Here is a 17011-nt window from a genome sequence, read left to right on the forward strand (position 1 = left end):
CATGTGCTGACGCTTCTGAAGACGAACGGCCCGTTGCGCGTGCTCAGCACCGCACGGGTCGTTTCCGTTGTGGGGGACGCGCTCAGTCTCGTCACGCTGATGGTGCACGTGCAGACCGTGCTGGGGAAGGCGATCGCCGTCGCGGCGCTGCTGCTCGTGGGGGACTTCGCGCCGGCGTTGCTCAGTCCGCTGACCGGGGTCATCAGTGACCGGTTCGACCGGCGGACCGTGATGATCGTGTGCGAGGTCGCGCAGGGAGTGCTGCTGGCGGTCATCGCGTTCACGTTGCCGCCGTTGCCCGTCCTGCTGGTGCTGGTCGGGGTGCGGGCGGTGATCGGGCAGGTCTTCATCCCGGCGTCGCGGGCGGCCGTGCCGAGCCTGGTGGAGCCGAAGGACCTCGCGCAGGCGAACACCGCGCTGGGGCTGGGATCCAACAGCGCGGACGTCATCGGGCCGTTCCTGGCCGCCTTGCTGCTGCCGTTGCTCGGTGTTCGCGGTGTGTTGGCGGTGGACGCGGTTTCGTTCGTGTTGTCGGCGTTGTTGTTGCTGCGCCTGCCGAAGCTCGTGGTGGCGTCGGAGCCGGGGGAGACGGTGTTCACCGACGTGAAGGCCGGGGTCGGGGAGATCTGGCGCAACCGGGCGTTGCGGATCGTGTTCCTCGGGTTCTGCGGGGTCGTGGCGTGCACGGCGATCGACGACGTCGCGGTGCTGCAGCTGACGATGGGCGTGTTCGGGGAGTCGGAGAGCATGGCCGGGCTCGTGCTCGGCGCGGTCGGCGTCGGGCTGCTGCTCGGGTACGCGTTGCTGGCGCGCGGGTCCGCCGGGCTGAGCATGGTGACGTTGCTCGTGGTGGGGTTCGTGATCAGCAGTGCCGGCAACCTGTTCACCGGCCTGGCGTGGGGCGTCGCGTCGGCGTTCGCGCTGCAGGCCGTGCGGGGGCTGGGGATCGCGGCGATGGACGTCGCGCACAGCACCCTGATCCAGCGGCTGGTGCCCGCTGACCGGACGGGCAGGGTGTTCGGCAACTTCTACGGCGGAATCGGTGTGGCGGCGGCTGTTTCGTACGTCGCCGGTGGTCTGCTCATCGACGTGCTGGGGCCGCAGCTGCTGCTGGTGCTCGCGGGCGGTGCCGGGGTTTTGGTGGCGTTGTGGGTCGTTGCCGCCGCGCGCTCGAGAGGTGTTGAGTGGGAACCAGCCTCTTGAGGGGAGAAGGCGATGTGGGGGAAACGCATTGCTGTGCTTGCTGTTTCGTTGTTGTTGACCGGATTGACCGCTTCCGTTGCTCATGCGAGCACTTCGGTCGTGTCCGCTTCGACGTCGTGGACGTCCGCTGACCGGGGCTTCGTGCTGGGGCTGGACACGGTGTGCCAGAACGCGAACTGCCCGCAGCTCGTCCGCACGCTCGACGGCGGGTCTTCGTGGACTCGGGTGAAGACACCGGCGTTGTCCGTGCCGGAGACCGACCGGTTGCGCGTGCTGTTCGCGAACGACGCCGCCGGGATGGTGACCGACGGCTCGCAGTTGTTCGTCACCTCCACCGGCGGGACGCGGTGGGAGGCCTCGGGGATCAAGGGCACCGTCGGTGCGCTGGGGTTCGACGACGCCGGGTTCCTCGCGGTGATCTACGACGGCACCTCGTCGCGGTTGTACCAGCGCTCGCTGTGGTTCGGGGCGTGGCAGGCGGTGCCGGGTGTGGAGATCCCCGGCCAGGCCCGCGGGGAGATCGCCGCGGGCCAGGTGTCGCTGGCGCGGTTCGGTGAGGAGAACCGGTACTGGGTCCGGTCCGCTTCGGGCTGGGCTGCGGAGACCGCGCCGTGCGATCAGTTCGCCGCCACACGGCTCGGCACGGTCGACGCCTCGCGTTATGCGTTGTGCAGCTTCGATCCCGGGTTCGGGAACATGTCCAAGGAACTGCGCGTGTCCGACGGCGGGCCGTTCAAGACCGTCGGCGTGCCGCCGCGTGAGGGCATCACGACGGGTTTCGCGGTGTCTTCTTCGGGGGCCTTGGTGGCCGCGACCGGACGTGACTGGTCGTTCGTGCACCACAGCGCGGACTCGTCGAAGTGGGACACGCCTCTGGTGCTCGGGGGACCGGCCTTCGAGGACCTGGCGTTCTCGGACGCCCGCCACGCGACGCTCGTGCGGGGCGGGCCGGGTGCCGAGTTCGCCGAGGTGTACCGCTCGGACGACGCCGGCCTGACGTGGAGGATCTTGTCGGTGTAGCTCGGTACGCTCGGTTTCATGGAGCCCTACGACCACGGCATGCTCGACGTCGGCGACGGCGACCTCGTCTACTGGGAGACCGTCGGCAACCCCGGCGGCAAGCCTGCCGTGTTCGTGCACGGCGGCCCGGGCAGCCCCTCGAAGGGCGCCCGCAAGTCGCTGGACCCGGCGAAGTTCCGCATCGTGATCTTCCACCAGCGCGGCTGCGGCCAGAGCACCCCGCACGCGAGCGACCCGGCCGTGCCCATGAGCGCCAACACGACCGAGTCGCTGATCGCGGACATGGAGAATCTGCGGGAGCACCTCGGCATCGAGAAGTGGTTGCTGTACGGGGGTTCCTGGGGCACGACGCTGTCCGTCGCCTACGCGCAACGGCATCCTGAGCGCGTCTCGGAGCTGATCCTGATCGCCCTGACCCTGTCGTCCCGGCGCGAGATCGACTGGCTGTACTCCGGTGTGTCGCGCTTCTTCCCGGAGGCGTGGGCCAGGTTCAGCGCGCACGCCGGCGACGCCCCCGACGTGGTGCGTGCCTACGCGGACCTGATGGAGAGCCCCGACCGTTCGGTGCGCGAGCAGGCGGCGGCCGAGTGGTGCCGCTGGGAGGACACGGTGCTGTCGCTGGAGAACTTCGGCCAGGCCGACGTGTTCTCCGGCCGCCCGTCCGACGACGTGATCGCGCTCGTCCGGATCATCGCGCACTACTACGCGCACGGCGGCTTCGTGGAGGACCTGCTCGGTGGCGCCGGAAAGCTGGCGGGCATCCCCGGCGCGATCATCCACGGCAGGCGCGACCTGAGCTGCCCGGCCGACACGGCCTACGCGCTGGCCCAGGCCTGGCCGGACGCCGAACTGACCCTCGTCGACGACAGCGGCCACAAGGGCAGTCCCGCGTTCCGCGAGGCGATCGACGCCGCAGTGAGGAGGTTCTCCCCGTGACCCAGCGAAAGCCGCCCGGCATGGACTTCGAGTCGTGGATCGACAGGCAGATCCGCGAGGCCCAGGAGCGAGGAGAGTTCGACGGCCTCCCCAGCGCCGGCAAACCGCTCCCGGACGCCGGCCGCGCGCTCGAAGAGGACTGGTGGATCAAGAGGAAGGTGCGCGAGGAGGAGGGTGCCGCGGGATTGCCCCCTTCTCTAGTGCTGCGCAAGGAGGCTGAGACCGCACGGGCTCGTGCGCTTGCCGCTCGGACCGAGGACGAGGCGCGCGCGATCCTCGGTGAGATGAACGCCCGGATTCTGGACGCGCTGCGGAAACCGTTGTCTGGTCCGCCTTTGACGCTGATGCCGTTCGACGTCGACGAGGTGCTGCGGGAGAGGAAGGAGGCCGCGGGCGGGGCTTGATCGGCCTTGCGGTGGGCCTTCTTGGCGGTGCGGCGAGGGATGCCGGCCGCGCTGTACGTGGCGTGCGGTGGCGAAGCCTTCGTCGCCTGAGGCCCTGGTGGACGAGCAGCACACGTCGGCTGTCGGATGTGCCTGCCTGCCAAGCCTTGCGCAGCCTCACCGGGTGCAGGTCGTGGTCGCGTGCCCGCCCTGCCTTCAAGACCACGGCGCGGTGAGCTCTCGGCCGCCCGAGTCGTGCACGCCCTGCCTCCTGCGTGCGGTGAGCCGGCCCTCGTGGACGTCGGTGGCCACAAGGGCGGCCCGCGGTCACCGAGCAGTTCGGTGTCGCAAGTCGGGAACGAGCCCGCGTCGCAGGCCGACCGGAGAAGAGGGCATGACAGGGGTGCCCCCTTCCTCGGTGTCGGGCAGCAGGACAGAGGCCGCCGGAGTGTTCACCCCGGCGGCCGGGGTCCTGCGAGGGTCGCGTGAGAGGAAGGGGGCCTCACGCGGGAGTGATCAGCTCGCCTGGACGTCGATGCAGGAGTAGAACGCCATCGCGGTGTCGGCGATGTTCCACACCGCCAGGACCTTGTGGCGGCCGGCGCCGACGGTGACCTCGTGGCTGACGACGGAGCCCGGCATCTGGTTCTTGCCGTCGATGGTCGCGACCTTGCGGCCGTCGACGTAGTAGTCGTAGTCACGCGTCTTGTGACGGGCGGTGAACGTCCAGTTGAACTTCACCTTGGTCCCGGTCTTGGCGACGTTCCACTTCTTGCTCTCGTCGCTCAGGTCGGCGAACTGCGACAGGTTGGCGTGGCAGCTCTGCAGGCCCTTCGGGCCCTCGACCGACTGCGGTTCGTACTTGATGTTGCCGCAGGCGACGGTGCCCGCGGCGCACTGGGCCTGGCGGCTGGGCGGGGAGTTCACGTAGCCGTGCGCGAACGCCGTGCCGCTGGGGAGTGCCACGACGATCAACGGTGCAGCGAGAACGCCGGCCATGGCGGCCGTAACCCTGCGTCCAATCTTCATGTGACTTCCTTTGCCTTGATGTGTGCGTACTCCCGTTACATCGCGGCGGCGATTGAAGGTCTAGACCATACCGCGCGTAATCGTGGCGCCACAAGGTGTGTCTGTTGGACCGGTCAGGGAAGCGAATAACGCTCAGCTTTGTACAACTGCGAAATATCGGTCACGGGTGCGCGAAGTCGTTGGGTGTTGTGGGAGTTCGCGTTCGATCGGGGTGCTTCGCGCGTGTGCTCGTGGGCTTGTGCGGGTTCCCGGTCGCGGAGCCCCGGACCGGGATGCGGACCGGAATCTGGAGGCGGGTCGACGGAGGGTGAGGAAGTCGGCGTCTCAGCCGGTGACCGGTTCCCTCCCGGCGCGGACCGGTATCCGTGCAGTTCACGCCGGTTTCGGGAGTGGTACTGCAATTGTTGAGCGACATTTCTTCTTTTTGCATTCGCTTCTAGAATCGCGCGCATGTGGTCGTCGGCGCACTCGCGGACCCGCCTGGTGGGGCGGGACCGGGAGTTGACGACCGTGCGCCGGCTGTTGCGCAAGCACCGGCTGGTGACGCTCACCGGGCCTGGGGGCGCGGGCAAGTCGCGGCTGGCGGCCGAGCTGCGGCTCGGTGACGCCGTGGTCGAGCTGGAGCCCGTGCACCGGCCGGACCTGCTGTGGCACGTGATCGCGTTCGCGTTGAACGTGTGGGAGGAGCCGGGCTCGTCGTTGCACGAGGCGGTCGTGCGCGCGTTGGCCGACCATCGCGTGTTGGTGCTGGACAACTGCGAGCACCTCATCGACGAGGCCGCCGCCGCTGTGGCCGAGGTGCTGGCCGAGTGCCCACGGCTGCGTGTGCTCGTGACGAGCCGTGAGCCCCTCGACCTCGCGGGCGAGATGTGCGTCGAGCTCGGCCCGCTGCCGCCTGCGGACGCCCGGCAGTTGTTCGTCGAGTGCGGCGGCGCGCCGGAGCTCGCTGACTCCGTGCGCGACCATCTGCCGTTGGCGATCGAGCTCGCGGCGGCTCGCACCGACGTGCCCGCGCGGCACCGCACGCTCGACGCGGTGATCCGGTGGAGCTACGAACTGCTGACCCCGGACGAGCGGTCGGCGTTGCGCGGGCTGTCGGCGTTGATCGGCGACTTCGACCTCGGCCTGGCCGCCGCGGTGTGCGGTGTGCCCGCGGACGTCGTCGCGGTGATGGGATCGTTGCGCGCCAAGTCATTGGTCGTGCGGTCGCCGTCGTCGTCGAGCGCGCGGTTCCGGATGCTGGAGTCGATCCGGCTGTTCGGCCTGGCACGGCTGGAGGAGCACGGCGAGGCGGAGCGGGCGTTCGAACGGCTCGTCACGCACCTCACCGAGACGATCCAGGCCGTCTCGGCCGCGCCCGTCGTCACGAGCGAGATGAACGCCTGGCTGCTCAGCCAGGAACACCAGCTGCTGCACGTGATCGGACGCCTCCCGCACACCGATCCGCGGCACACGTGGCTCGTCGCCGGCGTTGCGCACGTCTGGTACGTGCAGGGTTCGTACAGCGAGGCGATGCACTTGGCGTGCTCCACGTTGACGCACGGGCCGTTGACGTCGCACGCCGAGTTGCTGCTCTTCCGTGCTGCCTGGCTCGCAGGCCGCACGGGCAACGAGGTGACCGCGTTGCGGTTCGCCGAGGCGTTGGTCGCGCACCCGGCAACGAGCGAACCGTCGTGGGACGCCCGTGCGTGGAACGCGCTGGGCTACGCACGGGGGTTGAACGCCGACCTCGCCGGTGCGCGCGTGGCCAACGAACGATCGGTGGCGGCCGCACGCGCGATGAACAATCCTGCTTTGTTGATGACGTTCCTCAACAACCACGCGTGGCTGCTGATGCGCCTGAACGACCTGCCGGGCGCGCTCGCGGCGACGCTGGAATCGCTGTCGTTCGGTGTCCTGGACACCTTCCACCTGATGGCCTCGCGGCACACCGCGGGGGTGATCGCGCTGGCGTCCGGCGACGTCGACCAGGCCGAGCACCACTTCGCGATCGCGTTGCGCGTGGGAGCTCCCGGGGCCGTCTCCGAAGCCGGTGTGCTGGAAGGATTCGGCGTCGTGGCGGCTCATCGCGGTGATGCCGACCGTGCGGTCGTGCTGCTCACCGCCGCCGACGTCGCGCGCAGAAAACGTGGTTCACGGCAGGAAGAACCGTGGAACCGGATGGTGGCGGACGCGCGCGAACTCGCGGTGACGTCGGCCGGTCCGCGCCGGGCCACGCACGCCCGGCAACTGGGGGAGCGGCTCGATCACGCCGGGCTGATGGCGTTCGTCAGCGCGGGACGGCAGGACGAACCGCTGACCGCGCGGCAACGGGAGATCGCGGACCTGGTGGCGGACGGGCTGACCAACACGGAGATCGCGGCGCGGCTCGGGATCTCGGCGGGGACCGTGCGGTCGCACGTGACCCAGATGCTGTCGCGGCTGGGGCTCACGTCCCGCACCCAGCTCGCGGCGCGGACGGCGAGGGCGCGGTGACCTGCGAGGACTGCGGAACGGCGCTGACCGCTCCCGGCAAGTACTGCTCCGGCGCGTGCCGGCAGCGCGCCTATCGGCGTCGCGCCCGCGACGTCGTGCCCACGTCCCAGCGGCTCGACTCGTTCGTCGGCCGCGCAGCGGAGCTGGCCGATCTCACGAAACTGCTGGCGCGCAACAGGATCGTTACCGTGACGGGACCGCCGGGCGTCGGCAAGTCCCGGCTCGTGCACGAGGTGGTCGCGCACCGGCAGAACGTGCTGTTCGTCGAGCTCTCGGACGCCGGCCGGGTGCCGGACCTGCTCGACGCCGAACCCGCGTTGCTGGTGCTGGACGGGTGTGAGGGCGTCGCAGACGACTGCGCCGCTCTGATCGCACGGCATCCGTCGTTGCGCGTGCTGGCCACGAGCCATTCGCCGCTGGCCGTGCCGGGGGAGCAGCAGTACCGGCTGAAACCGTTGAGCCGGCACGAGTCCAAGCGGTTGTTCGGAGACCGGGCGACGGCGCTCGACAGCGAGTTCGACGAGAAGTCCGCGCTGCTCGACTTCGTGTGCGAGCGGCTCGACCGGCTGCCGCTGGCGCTCGAGCTCGCGGCACGGCTGGTGCGCGTGCTGACGCTGGAGGAGATCGCGGGCCGGATGGACGACAGGTTCGCCGTCCTCACGCACGCCCCGCGCGACGCCCCGGCACACCACCGGTCGCTGCACGCGGCGTTCGACCGCGCCTACCAGCTGCTGACCGGCGAGGAGAAGGTGGCGCTGCACCAGTTCGCGCTGATGCCGGGCACGATCGAGGCCGACCTCGCGGCGAACCTGCAGACGCGGTCGTTGCTCGAACCCGACCTCACGATGCTGGAGTCGGTGCGGCAGTTCGCGTTGCCGGGCGTGTCCGTCGCGGCGCCGCGCCCGCAGGCCGAACCCGAGGAGACCGCGCTGTCGTGGCGCGACGAACGGCTGCTGCGCGTCGCGGCGATGGTCGCGGAAGGCCTGACCAACAAGCAGATCGCGGACGACCTGCACGTGTCGCTGCGGACCGTGGAGGCGGACGTCCGCGACCTCAAGACGGTGCTGGGCGTGCGGTCGCGCGCCCAGATCGCCGCCTGGACTACGCGGTCGTGACCTCTTCCGCAGCTTCTTGCTCGGCCTTTTCGGCGGCTTTGGCGAGGCGCTTTTTCACGATGAAGACACCGGCGACGCCGAACACCACCGCGATCGCGAGACCGGCGTAGGAAAAGCCCTTCAGCCATTTCTCCGCGACGACCCCGAGGTAGTAGACGGCCGCCGCCGTGCCGCCCGCCCACACGACGCCACCCAGCGCGTTCGCGACGAGGAACCGGCCGTACGGCATGTGCATCGACCCGGCCAGCGGCCCGGCGAGAATGCGCAGCAGAGCCACGAACCGGCCGAAGAACACAGCCCACGCGCCGCGTTTCTGGAACACCTTCCGGGCGTGGTCGAGCTGCGTTTCGCCGAAGTGCTTCGGGAATTTCCGGCCCATCCAGGCAAAGAGCCGCGGCCCGCCGCGCCGCCCGATGAGGTACCCGAAGTTGTCGCCGATGATGGCGCCCGCGCTCGCCCACACGCCGATCCACAACGGGCTCAGCTCGTCGTGCTGCGACGCCAGCAGCGAGGCCGTGACCAGCACGATCTCGCCGGGCAACGGGATGCCGAGCGACTCGAAGCCGATCACCAGGCCGACGATGGCGTACACGAGCAGAGGTGGAATGGCTTCGAGCCACTGTTCGATCGGCACGGTTCGACTCTAGCCTCTGCCGGGTGAACGAGCTCGCACTAGCGGTTCTCGCGGGAATGGTGGCCACGGTCAACCCGTGCGGTTTCGCGATGCTGCCCGCCTATTTGGCGCTGGTGGCCCGCGACTCCCCGGCGCGCGCCTTTATGTCCGGTTTGGTGATGACAGCCGGATTCGTCACTTTCTTCGGCGCATTCGGAATTCTGGTCAGCCCGGTGGCCGCGACGCTGAAGCGCTACCTGCCGTTCGTGACGGTCGTGATCGGGCTGGTGATGCTCGTCGTGGGCGTGCTCCTGCTGCTGGGCAAGGACCTCTACGTCCGGCTGCCGAAGCTGTCCGCCGCGCCGCGCGGCCTGTGGTCCATGTACGGCTACGGCATCGCGTTCGCCATCGCCTCTCTCTCGTGCGCGATCGGCCCGTTCATCGCCGTGGTGGGTGCATCGCTGCAGACGGGCGTGTTCGCGTTCCTGGCCTATGCGCTGGGTATGGGGCTCGTCGTGACCGTGCTGGCCGTGGCGGGTTCCGCACTCGCGCCGCACGTTCGTCGCCTGCTGCCACACGTCGGTCGCATCGGCGGTGTGGTGCTGCTCGTCGTTGGCGCGTACGTGACCTACTACGGCGTCTACGAGCTGCGGTTGTTCCTGGCCGGTGGCAGCGCCATCGACCCCGTCGTGCTGGGCGCGGGACGGCTGCAGGGGGCGCTCGTGCGGTTCGTCACGGCGCTGGGGCCGTGGCCGTTCGTGGTGGCGTTGGTCGTCATCGGTGCGTGGTGGCTGAACCGGAGGAGGCGCAAGGCCGTACGTCCTGACGGGAGGTGAGGGGCCGAATGCGCATCCTCGGACTGCTATTGGGGATCCTGCTGCTCGCCGGCTGCGCGGAGCAGGCGCCGACGCCGGAGAAGTTCCAGTTCACCGCGAAGACGTTGGACGGGGCCGAGTTCCGCGGCGACAAGCTCGCCGGCCAGCCCGCCGTGCTGTGGTTCTGGACGCCGTGGTGCCCGTCGTGCAACGCCGAGGCCGAGACGGTGGAGGCACTCGCCAAGCGGCACGAGAAGGTCCAGTTCGTCGGCGTCGCGGCCGAGGACCAGCTCGACGCGATGAAGAAGTTCGTGGCGGACCACGGGATGAGCAGCTTCCCGCACCTCGCCGACCTCGACGGCTCGGTGTGGAAGCGGTTCGGCGTCACCGCGCAGCCGACGTTCGCGTTCGTGGGCGCGGACGGCTCCGTCGAACTGCTGATCGGCTCGCCCACGGAGGAGCAGCTCGACGAGCGAGTTTCCTCTTTGGTGCCAAAGACTTGATCCCAGTCACATCCCTAGGTCACCTGGTCCCACTATCACTTCAGACAGAAAGACCCTGTTCTGTCGGGACCAACGCCTGGTTCGGCGTTGCGATCGGATTCGTATCGTCGAACTGCCGCGGGGCGGTGCCGCGCGGCCATGAGGAGGCAGGTGTCGATGGACTACATCCAGGTCTCGCTCGCGGAGGCCATTCCCGAGCAGGCCAGGGACTACGCGTCCGCGCGGATCGGTTCGCTGGACCGGTACGCGCCGGACCGCGTCGACTTCGCGTGGGTCAACCTGACCTCGGACAAGTCCGTGATCCACGCACACGCGCGGCTCGACCTGAAGTGGGTCGAGGTGCAGGCGTACGCGGAGGGCGACACGGTGACCGAGGTGATCGACCTGGTGCGGGAACGCATGCGGCGGCAGCTGGTCTCCATGCGCGGCGTGGCCGTGCACAACTGACCTCGGTGCGCTGAACCCACCACTCGGCAGCGGACGGGTGGTGGGTTCAGCGCACCTTCCGCACCGTCCCGCGCGTGCCGTCCACCCTCACGACGTCTCCGGTGGCGATCCGGGTCGTGGCGTTCCCACAGCCCACGACCGCAGGGATGCCCAGCTCCCGTGCGACGATCGCCGCGTGCGACAGGGGCGCGCCCACGTCCGTCACCACCGCGGCGGCACGGGGGAAGAGCGGGGTCCAGCCGATGTTCGTCACCGTGGTCACGAGGATCTCGCCCTGCCGCAACGCCTCGCCGTCCTCGACGCGGGTCAGCACCCGTGCGACCCCCTCGACCACGCCCGCCGAGCCCGGGAAACCCGTGACGTCGGACGGCATCGGGACGTCGGCGGTCGCGTCGTGGAGGTCGGCGCGGCGGTCCGGGTTCGCCGCCCACGACTCCGGGTCGAAGCGGCCGCGGATCAGCGCCGGGTACGGGGGCAGGGCCCGGTAGCGCTCGTAGGCCTGGCGCTGGGCGGGGACGCGGTCCAGCAGTGAGGTCTCGCCGGCCAGCACGCGCAGCACGTCGTCGATCGGCAGGAAGAAGAGGTCGTCGCCGGACGACGTGAGCTCGCCCGCGCGCAGCACGAACTCCCGCAGCACCCAGAACGCCCGCACCATCTCGGATCGGGCCTGTTCCCGGGCACGCGCGCCCTCGCCGATGCGGTCGAGGCGCTTGCGGACGCGCGCCGCTTCGCCGGGGTGGGCGGCTTTGAGGCGGTCCCACGCGGCCGACCTCGCCGAGGCCTGGCGGGTCAGCAGGGCGTCGGGGCCGGTCAGGGACTCGAGCTGCCGGGAGATCCAGGACGGGTCCTCGGCGGGGCGCGGGGCGGAGAGTTCGAACTCGTTCGTGCACCGGTGGCCCCAGGTCTCGGCGAAGGTGTCGCGGTCGAGGGCGCCCGACTTGAGCCGGGAGAGGCCGATCAGCGGTCCGAGGCTCGCCAGACCCTCGTCGTCGTGGAAGCCGGTCAGCAGCGTCGCCGCGTCCTCCTCGCCCACCAGCGCCACCAGCGAGCGCCGGAACGACGCCGGCCCGCCCGCGATCATGCGCGCCCCGGCGTCGAGCACCGGGCACACCACCCGCAGCAGGTCGTCGAGGTCGCGCCGCCACACGTCCAGCAACGCGGCCGTCGTAGCGCAAGCCCCGATCGCCCGCCGCGCCGCCGCACACCGCGCGGGGTTCGCGCGGACCAGCCTCGCCATCCGCGTCCGGTACCGGAACTGCTGTTTGAGAGGTTCACGAGCGCCCCGCAGCACCGCGCCGAGGATCGCCGCACGGGACATCGGCAACGGCGGCACGGTCACGCCGGCGGGGATGCGCCCGAACGTTTCTTCCCCGGCGCGCAGCATCTCGTCCGCCCGCCCGACGGCGGTGCCGAGCGCGGAGTAGGTGCTGAGGTTGAGGTAGAAGCGGCCGCCGATGTTGCCGGAGATCCGGTGCGGGCCGATCGCCGCGCTCGACAACACCCTGATCACCGACCACGTCACCGGCGTCATCACCTCGGGCACGGCCTCGCCGACGTTGCCGCTGGACCACAGGTAGTCGCCGTCGAGGCTGTCGTTCCACTCGACCCGCAACGACGTGATCGGCCGCGCCTGCAGGATCTGGAACCCGCCGCCGGCCCACGCCCACTCGACGTCCATCGGCGTGCCGTACAACGCCTCGATCCGTTCGCCCAGCTTCACGAGCGACGCCTTCTGCTCGTCGGACAGCAGGTCTGCGGCGTCGGCCTCCCCGCTGACGAGCGCCTCCCCGAGCCCGCGCGCCGCGTTGATCACCGGCTCGGGCCGTCCGGTCACCGGGTCCGCCGTGAACAGCACCCCGGACACCTCCGCGGGCACCATCCGCTGCACGACGACAGCCATCTCGGCCGACGTCACGCCGTTGCGCGCGCGGTAGGCGACGGCGCGGTCGGACCTCAGCGAGTCCCAGCAGCGCAGGATCGCGTCGAACAGCCCGTCCTCTTTGACGTTCAGGACGGTGTCGTGCTGCCCGGCGAACGACAGGCCGGGCAGGTCCTCGGCGGTGGCCGACGACCGCACCGCGACCGGGCCGCCCAGTTCCCGGAACGCTTCCAGCACGCCCTCCATCGACCGCTCGCGGTAGGCGCGGGTGGTGAGGTGGAACCCCGGCGGCACCGGTAGGCCCGCCTGGACCAGCCGCGCGAGGGACGCGCCCTTGCCGCCCACCGCGGCTAGCACCGCCTTCGGGTCATCGAGGGGGAGGAGCAACGAGGACATGATCGCCATGGTCGCCGACGCGGCGCCGCGATGGGGTGGCAACGCGCAAAGCGGTCCGGGGCGGTGGCCGGTGTGTGGGGGCGAGTGGGCCGTGCTGGCGGCTGGGTGCGGGGGTGTGGAGGAGTCGCCTGGCCGCGAGGGTGAGTGGTCCCTTGGCGGTGGGAGTGGCGGCTGGTCGCGGGGTTGGGGAGAGCCGCCTGGCGGTGGTGGCCGGGTGCCGGGGTGAGCGGTCCGTTGGTGACTGGGTGCGGGGAAGCCGTCTCGTACCGGCGGCTGGGGTGCGGGCGTGAGTGGTCCAGCGATGCCGGGAGCGGTGGCCGGGTGACAGGGGCGTGCGTGTGAGTGGTCCGCTGGCGAGTCCTCGCGTGAGCAGTCCAGCGGTGAAGCCCAGCGTGAGCGGTCCGTCCACGCGGTCAGCGCGGCAACGCCCGTGATACCTCGATCAGCCACCCCAACTCCGCGTCCGGGTCGTCCGGCCGGTTGTCCGCCGCCGCCCTCCCGTCCGTCACCGGCACGCCCTCGCGCCGGCGCCGCAGCCCGTCCGCGATCAACGCCGCCTCCGCCGCGCTGCCACCGGGCACCGCCGCCGGGTCGAGGTGCGGACGCAGCCGCAGCCGGCCGTCCCAGATCTCGATGATCCGCCGGTACAGGGCGTGCTCGGGGTGCCGGAAGCCCGCGTGGCGTGTCGGCGCGTCCAGGGCCAGGCCGGGGAACTCGTCGTGCAGCGCCCGCCACAACGGGTCGAGGCGGCGGTACGAGCGGTCGACGCGCCACCAGTGGGCGAGGTGGTCGAGCCCGAGGCGGCCTCCGACCAGCGGCAGCGCGATGCCGAGGAACACCAGGCCCGCAGCGGTGAGGTAGAGGTCGCCGATCAGGTTGCCGCGGATCGCCGGGACCACAACGCCCAGCTGGTAGGTGACCATCGCCGCGAGCCGCACGACCGTGTAGGCGATCGCGATCACCGCCGCCACAGAGATCGCGACGAGCCCATAGCGCAGCGAGAACCGCTCGGCGACCAGCACGTACGCCCACGACGTGCGGATCAGCCCGACGCACAGCACCGTCAGGGAAACCAGGTAGAGGTAGCCCGCGGCGGAGGTCACCGGCACCTGGATCGGCTCACCCGCGTTGGCCAGCACCTCCTCGTAGTTCGACGGCACGAGCAGGAACAGCACCACGACCAGCACGATCACGCCGAACGTCCACCGCAGCAGGGTGTTCGCGCGGGCACCGGGCCGCACCACGTGCAGGAACCCGCGTTGCGCGCAGGCCGCGGCCAGCAGCGTCGCGCAGTTCGACAGGGTGCCCGCCATGTTGAGCACGGTGACGGCGTCGACGGCGGTGTGGACCACCTTGAACTGCAGCACCAGCGAGAACGTGAGGATGCCGAGCGACGCGGTGATCCACCTCATGGCGGGGTTGGCGTCGCCGCGGTGCAGCTGGAACAGCCGCAGCACGAGCGCCGTGCAGCCCGCGACGACGACCAGGATCACGTACTGCTGGGCGCTCCAGTTCATCCGCCGGCTCCCGGCGCGAGCGCGGCCTCGACGCGGTCGAGGAGCTCGGCGAGCTCGGGGGAGAGGGGGCGCACGCGGGACGGCAGCTTGCCGGCGCGTTCGAGCACGAGCATCGCGAACGTCTCCGCCTGTCGTTCCTCCGGATCGCTGTAGGCCGTCCTGCCGAGCACCGACCGCACCATCGCCGGGTCGAGCGACGGCATCAGCAGCCGCAACGCCAGGCCGGGATCGGGCTGCGGGGTCTCGTGGTCGCACAGCAGGTGGCCGAGCTCGTGCAGGACGATGTGCTCCTGGTGCATCGGGCTCGTGCCCTCCGCGTACCAGATGTGGTCGGTCGTGCCCGTCGCGATCCACAGCCCGCTCGGGCCTTCCGGGGGCATGGCGGCGGCCTGCAGCACGATCGGCCGTTGCCTCGTCGCGGCGATCCGGCGGACGAGCTCCTCGACGCTGAACGGGTCGGGCACGTCCAGAAGTGCCACGATCTCAGCCAGCCGTCCGGTCACGAAACAGAACGTACACGGCTGTCGAAACGGGCCTTCCGCGTTCGTTCAACGGGGGAGAGGAGACAAACGATGACGCAGAAGTACCTGCTCAGCATCTACCAGCCCGACGGCGAGGTGCCGCCGCCCGAGGTGCTCGACCCGATCATGGAGAACCTCGCCGCGCTCAACGAGGAGATGCAGGCCAAGGGCGCCTGGGTGTTCGCCGTCGGCCTGCACCCGCCGTCGACCGCGACCGTGCTCAGGGCGAAGGACGACGACGTGCTGATGACCGACGGACCGTTCACCGAGGGCAAGGAGCACATCGGCGGGTTCACCGTGATCCAGGCCGAGGACCTCGACGAGGCGCTCGACTGGGGACGGCGGCTGGCCGAGGTGCTCAGCCCGCTGTCGATCGAGGTCAGGCCGATCGCGACCTGATGATCGAGCAGATCTTCCGGGCCGAGTACGGCCGCGCGGTGTCCGTCCTGACCCGCTTCCTCGGCGACCTCGACCTCGCCGAGGAGGCCGTGCAGGACGCGTTCGCCAAGGCCGTCCAGCGCTGGCCGGTCGACGGCGTCCCACCGGCGCCGGCGGGCTGGATCATCACGACGGCCCGCAACGGCGCGATCGACCGCCTGCGCCGCGAGTCCACGGGCCGGGAGAAGCACGCGCAGGCCGAACTGCTGCACCACGAGCCGGAGGAAGAGGAGGCATCAGACGTGCCCGACGACCGGTTGCGGCTGATCTTCACCTGCTGCCACCCGTCGCTCGCACGGCAGGCCCAGGTCGCCCTCACGCTGAAGCTCCTCGGCGGCCTGACCACGGCGGAGATCGCCAGGGCGTTCCTCGTGCCGGAACCCACGATGGCGCAACGGATCGTGCGGGCGAAGGGCAAGATCCGCGCGGCCCGCGTGCCGTACCGGGTGCCGCGCGACGCGGACCTGCCCGACCGGCTGAACGCCGTGCTGGCCGTCCTCTACCTGATCTTCAACGAGGGCTGGCTCGACAAGGACGACCTGGCGGACGAGGCGATCCGGCTCACCCGCGTGCTCGCCGCGCTGATGCCGGACGAACCCGAGGTGTGGGGCCTGCTCGCGTTGATGCTGCTCGTCGCTTCACGCCGCGACGCCCGCCTACGTGACGGCCGGATCGTGCTGCTGGAGGACCAGGACCGGGCGCTGTGGAACGCGGACCTGATCGCGGAGGGCCAGGACCTCGTGCGTCAGTGCCTGCGCCGCAACCAGCCGGGCCCGTACCAGCTCCAGGCCGCGATCAACGCCGTGCACAGCGACCCGCCGACCGACTGGCACCAGGTCGTCGCCCTCTACGACCAGCTGATGGCCGTCGCGCCGAGCCCGGTCGTCGCCCTGCACCGGGCCGTCGCGCTCGCCGAGACCGCGGGCCCGCGCCAGGCCCTCGCCGAGGTCGACGCGCTGGACCTCGACCGCTACCACCTGTTCCACGCCGTGCGCGCGGACCTGCTGCACCGCCTCGGCGAAGACCCGGCGGACGCGCTCAGGGCCGCGCTGGACCGGGCCGAACACCCGGCCGAACGCGACCTGCTCAGCGAACGCCTACGCGTCCTCGGGCTTGCGCCGCCGGACCAGCAGGACCGCGCCGACGATCACCACTAGCGCGACCAGGATCCACACCCACAACGGCACGCCACCGGACTCGGCGGGCGCCGTCGAAGGCGGTGCGTTCGACACCGGGGCGCTCGGGGTCGCCGAGGAGGGCGGCGGCGCGCTGGAGGACGTCTGCTCCGGCGCGGTCATCGTGAACGAGAACTTGCCGGTGATCGTGTCACCGTCCTCGGACTTGGCCGCCCAGTCGACGGTGTGCGCACCCGACTTGGCCGCCTTGACGTCGAGCGTCGCCGTGATCGTGGCGTCGACGGCCTGCGTCTTGGTGACCGGCACCTTGACGCCGTCCGGCCCCGTGACGGTGACCGCGGCGCCGTCCGGCAGCTCGATCGACTCGCTGAACACCAGCTCGACCTGGGCGGGCGGGGCCGGCAGGGTCGCGCCGGACGCCGGGTTGCTGCTCTTGAGCTCGGCGTGGGCCTGCGCGGGGACGACCAGGGCCGTCGCGGCGAGCAGGGCCAGCACGAGTGCGCTGAAGTAGCGGGTCACGAGCGCAGCGTAGTGGCAGGAACGATCAGTGCGGCAGCCTCAGTTCGTGCCGGAACAGGTCCTCGA

At 70.6% G+C, this 17011-nt stretch carries 17 protein-coding genes; 11 read left to right on the forward strand and 6 right to left on the reverse strand.

The features are described 5' to 3' along the window. Positions 1-3 precede the first annotated feature (3 nt). From ACFWNN_RS17075 to ACFWNN_RS17090, 4 genes are all read left to right on the forward strand, one after another. A complete protein-coding gene (locus ACFWNN_RS17075; protein WP_382440864.1) occupies positions 4-1203 on the forward strand; it encodes an MFS transporter in 1200 nt (399 codons plus the stop codon). Positions 1204-1302: 99 nt separating this feature from the next. Then, positions 1303-2223, forward strand: coding sequence for a hypothetical protein (locus ACFWNN_RS17080; RefSeq protein WP_382440865.1), 921 nt, complete (start codon positions 1303-1305; stop codon positions 2221-2223). Positions 2224-2241: 18 nt separating this feature from the next. Then, a complete protein-coding gene (gene pip, locus ACFWNN_RS17085; RefSeq protein ID WP_382440866.1) occupies positions 2242-3159 on the forward strand; it encodes a prolyl aminopeptidase in 918 nt (305 codons plus the stop codon). After that, a complete protein-coding gene (locus tag ACFWNN_RS17090) occupies positions 3156-3563 on the forward strand; it encodes a DUF1992 domain-containing protein (protein WP_382440867.1) in 408 nt (135 codons plus the stop codon). Before pip ends, ACFWNN_RS17090 begins: the two co-directional genes overlap by 4 nt. A 495-nt stretch (positions 3564-4058) precedes the next feature. Here the strand turns inward: ACFWNN_RS17090 and ACFWNN_RS17095 are convergent, their stop codons facing one another. After that, positions 4059-4571: a lytic polysaccharide monooxygenase auxiliary activity family 9 protein gene (locus ACFWNN_RS17095; protein WP_382440868.1), complete on the reverse strand. Its 513-nt coding sequence runs from the start codon at positions 4569-4571 to the stop codon at positions 4059-4061. Between the two features lie 450 nt (positions 4572-5021). On the opposite strand from ACFWNN_RS17095, the gene ACFWNN_RS17100 reads away from it, so the two are divergent. Continuing rightward, positions 5022-7046 (forward strand): ATP-binding protein, encoded by a 2025-nt coding sequence (locus tag ACFWNN_RS17100; protein ID WP_382440869.1) that lies wholly within the window; start codon positions 5022-5024, stop codon positions 7044-7046. Then, positions 7043-8161: a LuxR C-terminal-related transcriptional regulator gene (locus ACFWNN_RS17105; protein WP_382440870.1), complete on the forward strand. Its 1119-nt coding sequence runs from the start codon at positions 7043-7045 to the stop codon at positions 8159-8161. Before ACFWNN_RS17100 ends, ACFWNN_RS17105 begins: the two co-directional genes overlap by 4 nt. Here ACFWNN_RS17105 and ACFWNN_RS17110 read toward each other — a convergent pair. Beyond that, positions 8148-8795 carry a DedA family protein gene (locus ACFWNN_RS17110; RefSeq protein ID WP_382440871.1) on the reverse strand — a complete coding sequence of 216 codons (648 nt, stop codon included), beginning with the start codon at positions 8793-8795 and terminating at the stop codon, positions 8148-8150. The two genes, ACFWNN_RS17105 and ACFWNN_RS17110, sit on opposite strands and share 14 nt — an antisense overlap. A 23-nt stretch (positions 8796-8818) precedes the next feature. Between ACFWNN_RS17110 and ACFWNN_RS17115 the strand changes: the two genes are divergently transcribed. From ACFWNN_RS17115 to ACFWNN_RS17125, 3 genes are all read left to right on the forward strand, one after another. Continuing rightward, entirely contained in the window at positions 8819-9610 is a 792-nt protein-coding gene (locus ACFWNN_RS17115) for a cytochrome c biogenesis CcdA family protein (RefSeq protein WP_382440872.1), read from the forward strand. Positions 9611-9618: 8 nt separating this feature from the next. After that, entirely contained in the window at positions 9619-10092 is a 474-nt protein-coding gene (locus ACFWNN_RS17120; RefSeq protein ID WP_382440873.1) for a TlpA family protein disulfide reductase, read from the forward strand. Positions 10093-10230: 138 nt separating this feature from the next. Next, positions 10231-10539: an HPF/RaiA family ribosome-associated protein gene (locus tag ACFWNN_RS17125; protein WP_382440874.1), complete on the forward strand. Its 309-nt coding sequence runs from the start codon at positions 10231-10233 to the stop codon at positions 10537-10539. A 46-nt stretch (positions 10540-10585) separates the two neighbouring features. Here ACFWNN_RS17125 and ACFWNN_RS17130 read toward each other — a convergent pair whose 3' ends face one another. The 3 genes from ACFWNN_RS17130 to ACFWNN_RS17140 form a co-directional block, all read right to left on the reverse strand. Beyond that, on the reverse strand, positions 10586-12814 hold the full coding sequence (locus ACFWNN_RS17130) for a PEP/pyruvate-binding domain-containing protein (protein WP_382440875.1): 2229 nt from the start codon (positions 12812-12814) through the stop codon (positions 10586-10588). A 413-nt stretch (positions 12815-13227) separates the two neighbouring features. Continuing rightward, positions 13228-14331 carry an MAB_1171c family putative transporter gene (locus ACFWNN_RS17135; RefSeq protein WP_382440876.1) on the reverse strand — a complete coding sequence of 368 codons (1104 nt, stop codon included), beginning with the start codon at positions 14329-14331 and terminating at the stop codon, positions 13228-13230. Next, positions 14328-14834 (reverse strand): hypothetical protein, encoded by a 507-nt coding sequence (locus ACFWNN_RS17140; protein ID WP_382440877.1) that lies wholly within the window; start codon positions 14832-14834, stop codon positions 14328-14330. The genes ACFWNN_RS17135 and ACFWNN_RS17140 overlap by 4 nt, the downstream gene beginning before the upstream one ends. 69 nt (positions 14835-14903) lie before the next feature. Between ACFWNN_RS17140 and ACFWNN_RS17145 the strand changes: the two genes are divergently transcribed. Next, entirely contained in the window at positions 14904-15251 is a 348-nt protein-coding gene (locus ACFWNN_RS17145; protein ID WP_382440878.1) for a YciI family protein, read from the forward strand. Further along, positions 15251-16447 carry an RNA polymerase sigma factor gene (locus tag ACFWNN_RS17150; protein WP_382440879.1) on the forward strand — a complete coding sequence of 399 codons (1197 nt, stop codon included), beginning with the start codon at positions 15251-15253 and terminating at the stop codon, positions 16445-16447. The genes ACFWNN_RS17145 and ACFWNN_RS17150 overlap by 1 nt, the downstream gene beginning before the upstream one ends. Here ACFWNN_RS17150 and ACFWNN_RS17155 read toward each other — a convergent pair. Then, positions 16388-16945, reverse strand: a complete 558-nt coding sequence (locus ACFWNN_RS17155; RefSeq protein WP_382440880.1) for a copper resistance protein CopC — start codon at positions 16943-16945, stop codon at positions 16388-16390. The genes ACFWNN_RS17150 and ACFWNN_RS17155 overlap by 60 nt on opposite strands. Positions 16946-17011 lie beyond the last annotated feature (66 nt).

Source organism: Lentzea sp. NPDC058450, from assembly GCF_042721395.1.
Lineage (GTDB): Bacteria > Actinomycetota > Actinomycetes > Mycobacteriales > Pseudonocardiaceae > Lentzea.

Coding starts and splice junctions, on each gene's coding strand:
- ACFWNN_RS17095 (WP_382440868.1), bottom strand. CDS start 4,571: ATGAAGATTGGACGCAGGGTTACGGCCGCCATGGCCGGCGTTCTCGCT.
- pip (WP_382440866.1), top strand. CDS start 2,242: ATGGAGCCCTACGACCACGGCATGCTCGACGTCGGCGACGGCGACCTC.
- ACFWNN_RS17150 (WP_382440879.1), top strand. CDS start 15,251: ATGATCGAGCAGATCTTCCGGGCCGAGTACGGCCGCGCGGTGTCCGTC.
- ACFWNN_RS17135 (WP_382440876.1), bottom strand. CDS start 14,331: ATGAACTGGAGCGCCCAGCAGTACGTGATCCTGGTCGTCGTCGCGGGC.
- ACFWNN_RS17100 (WP_382440869.1), top strand. CDS start 5,022: ATGTGGTCGTCGGCGCACTCGCGGACCCGCCTGGTGGGGCGGGACCGG.
- ACFWNN_RS17125 (WP_382440874.1), top strand. CDS start 10,231: ATGAGGAGGCAGGTGTCGATGGACTACATCCAGGTCTCGCTCGCGGAG.
- ACFWNN_RS17130 (WP_382440875.1), bottom strand. CDS start 12,814: ATGTCCTCGTTGCTCCTCCCCCTCGATGACCCGAAGGCGGTGCTAGCC.
- ACFWNN_RS17120 (WP_382440873.1), top strand. CDS start 9,619: ATGCGCATCCTCGGACTGCTATTGGGGATCCTGCTGCTCGCCGGCTGC.
- ACFWNN_RS17145 (WP_382440878.1), top strand. CDS start 14,904: ATGACGCAGAAGTACCTGCTCAGCATCTACCAGCCCGACGGCGAGGTG.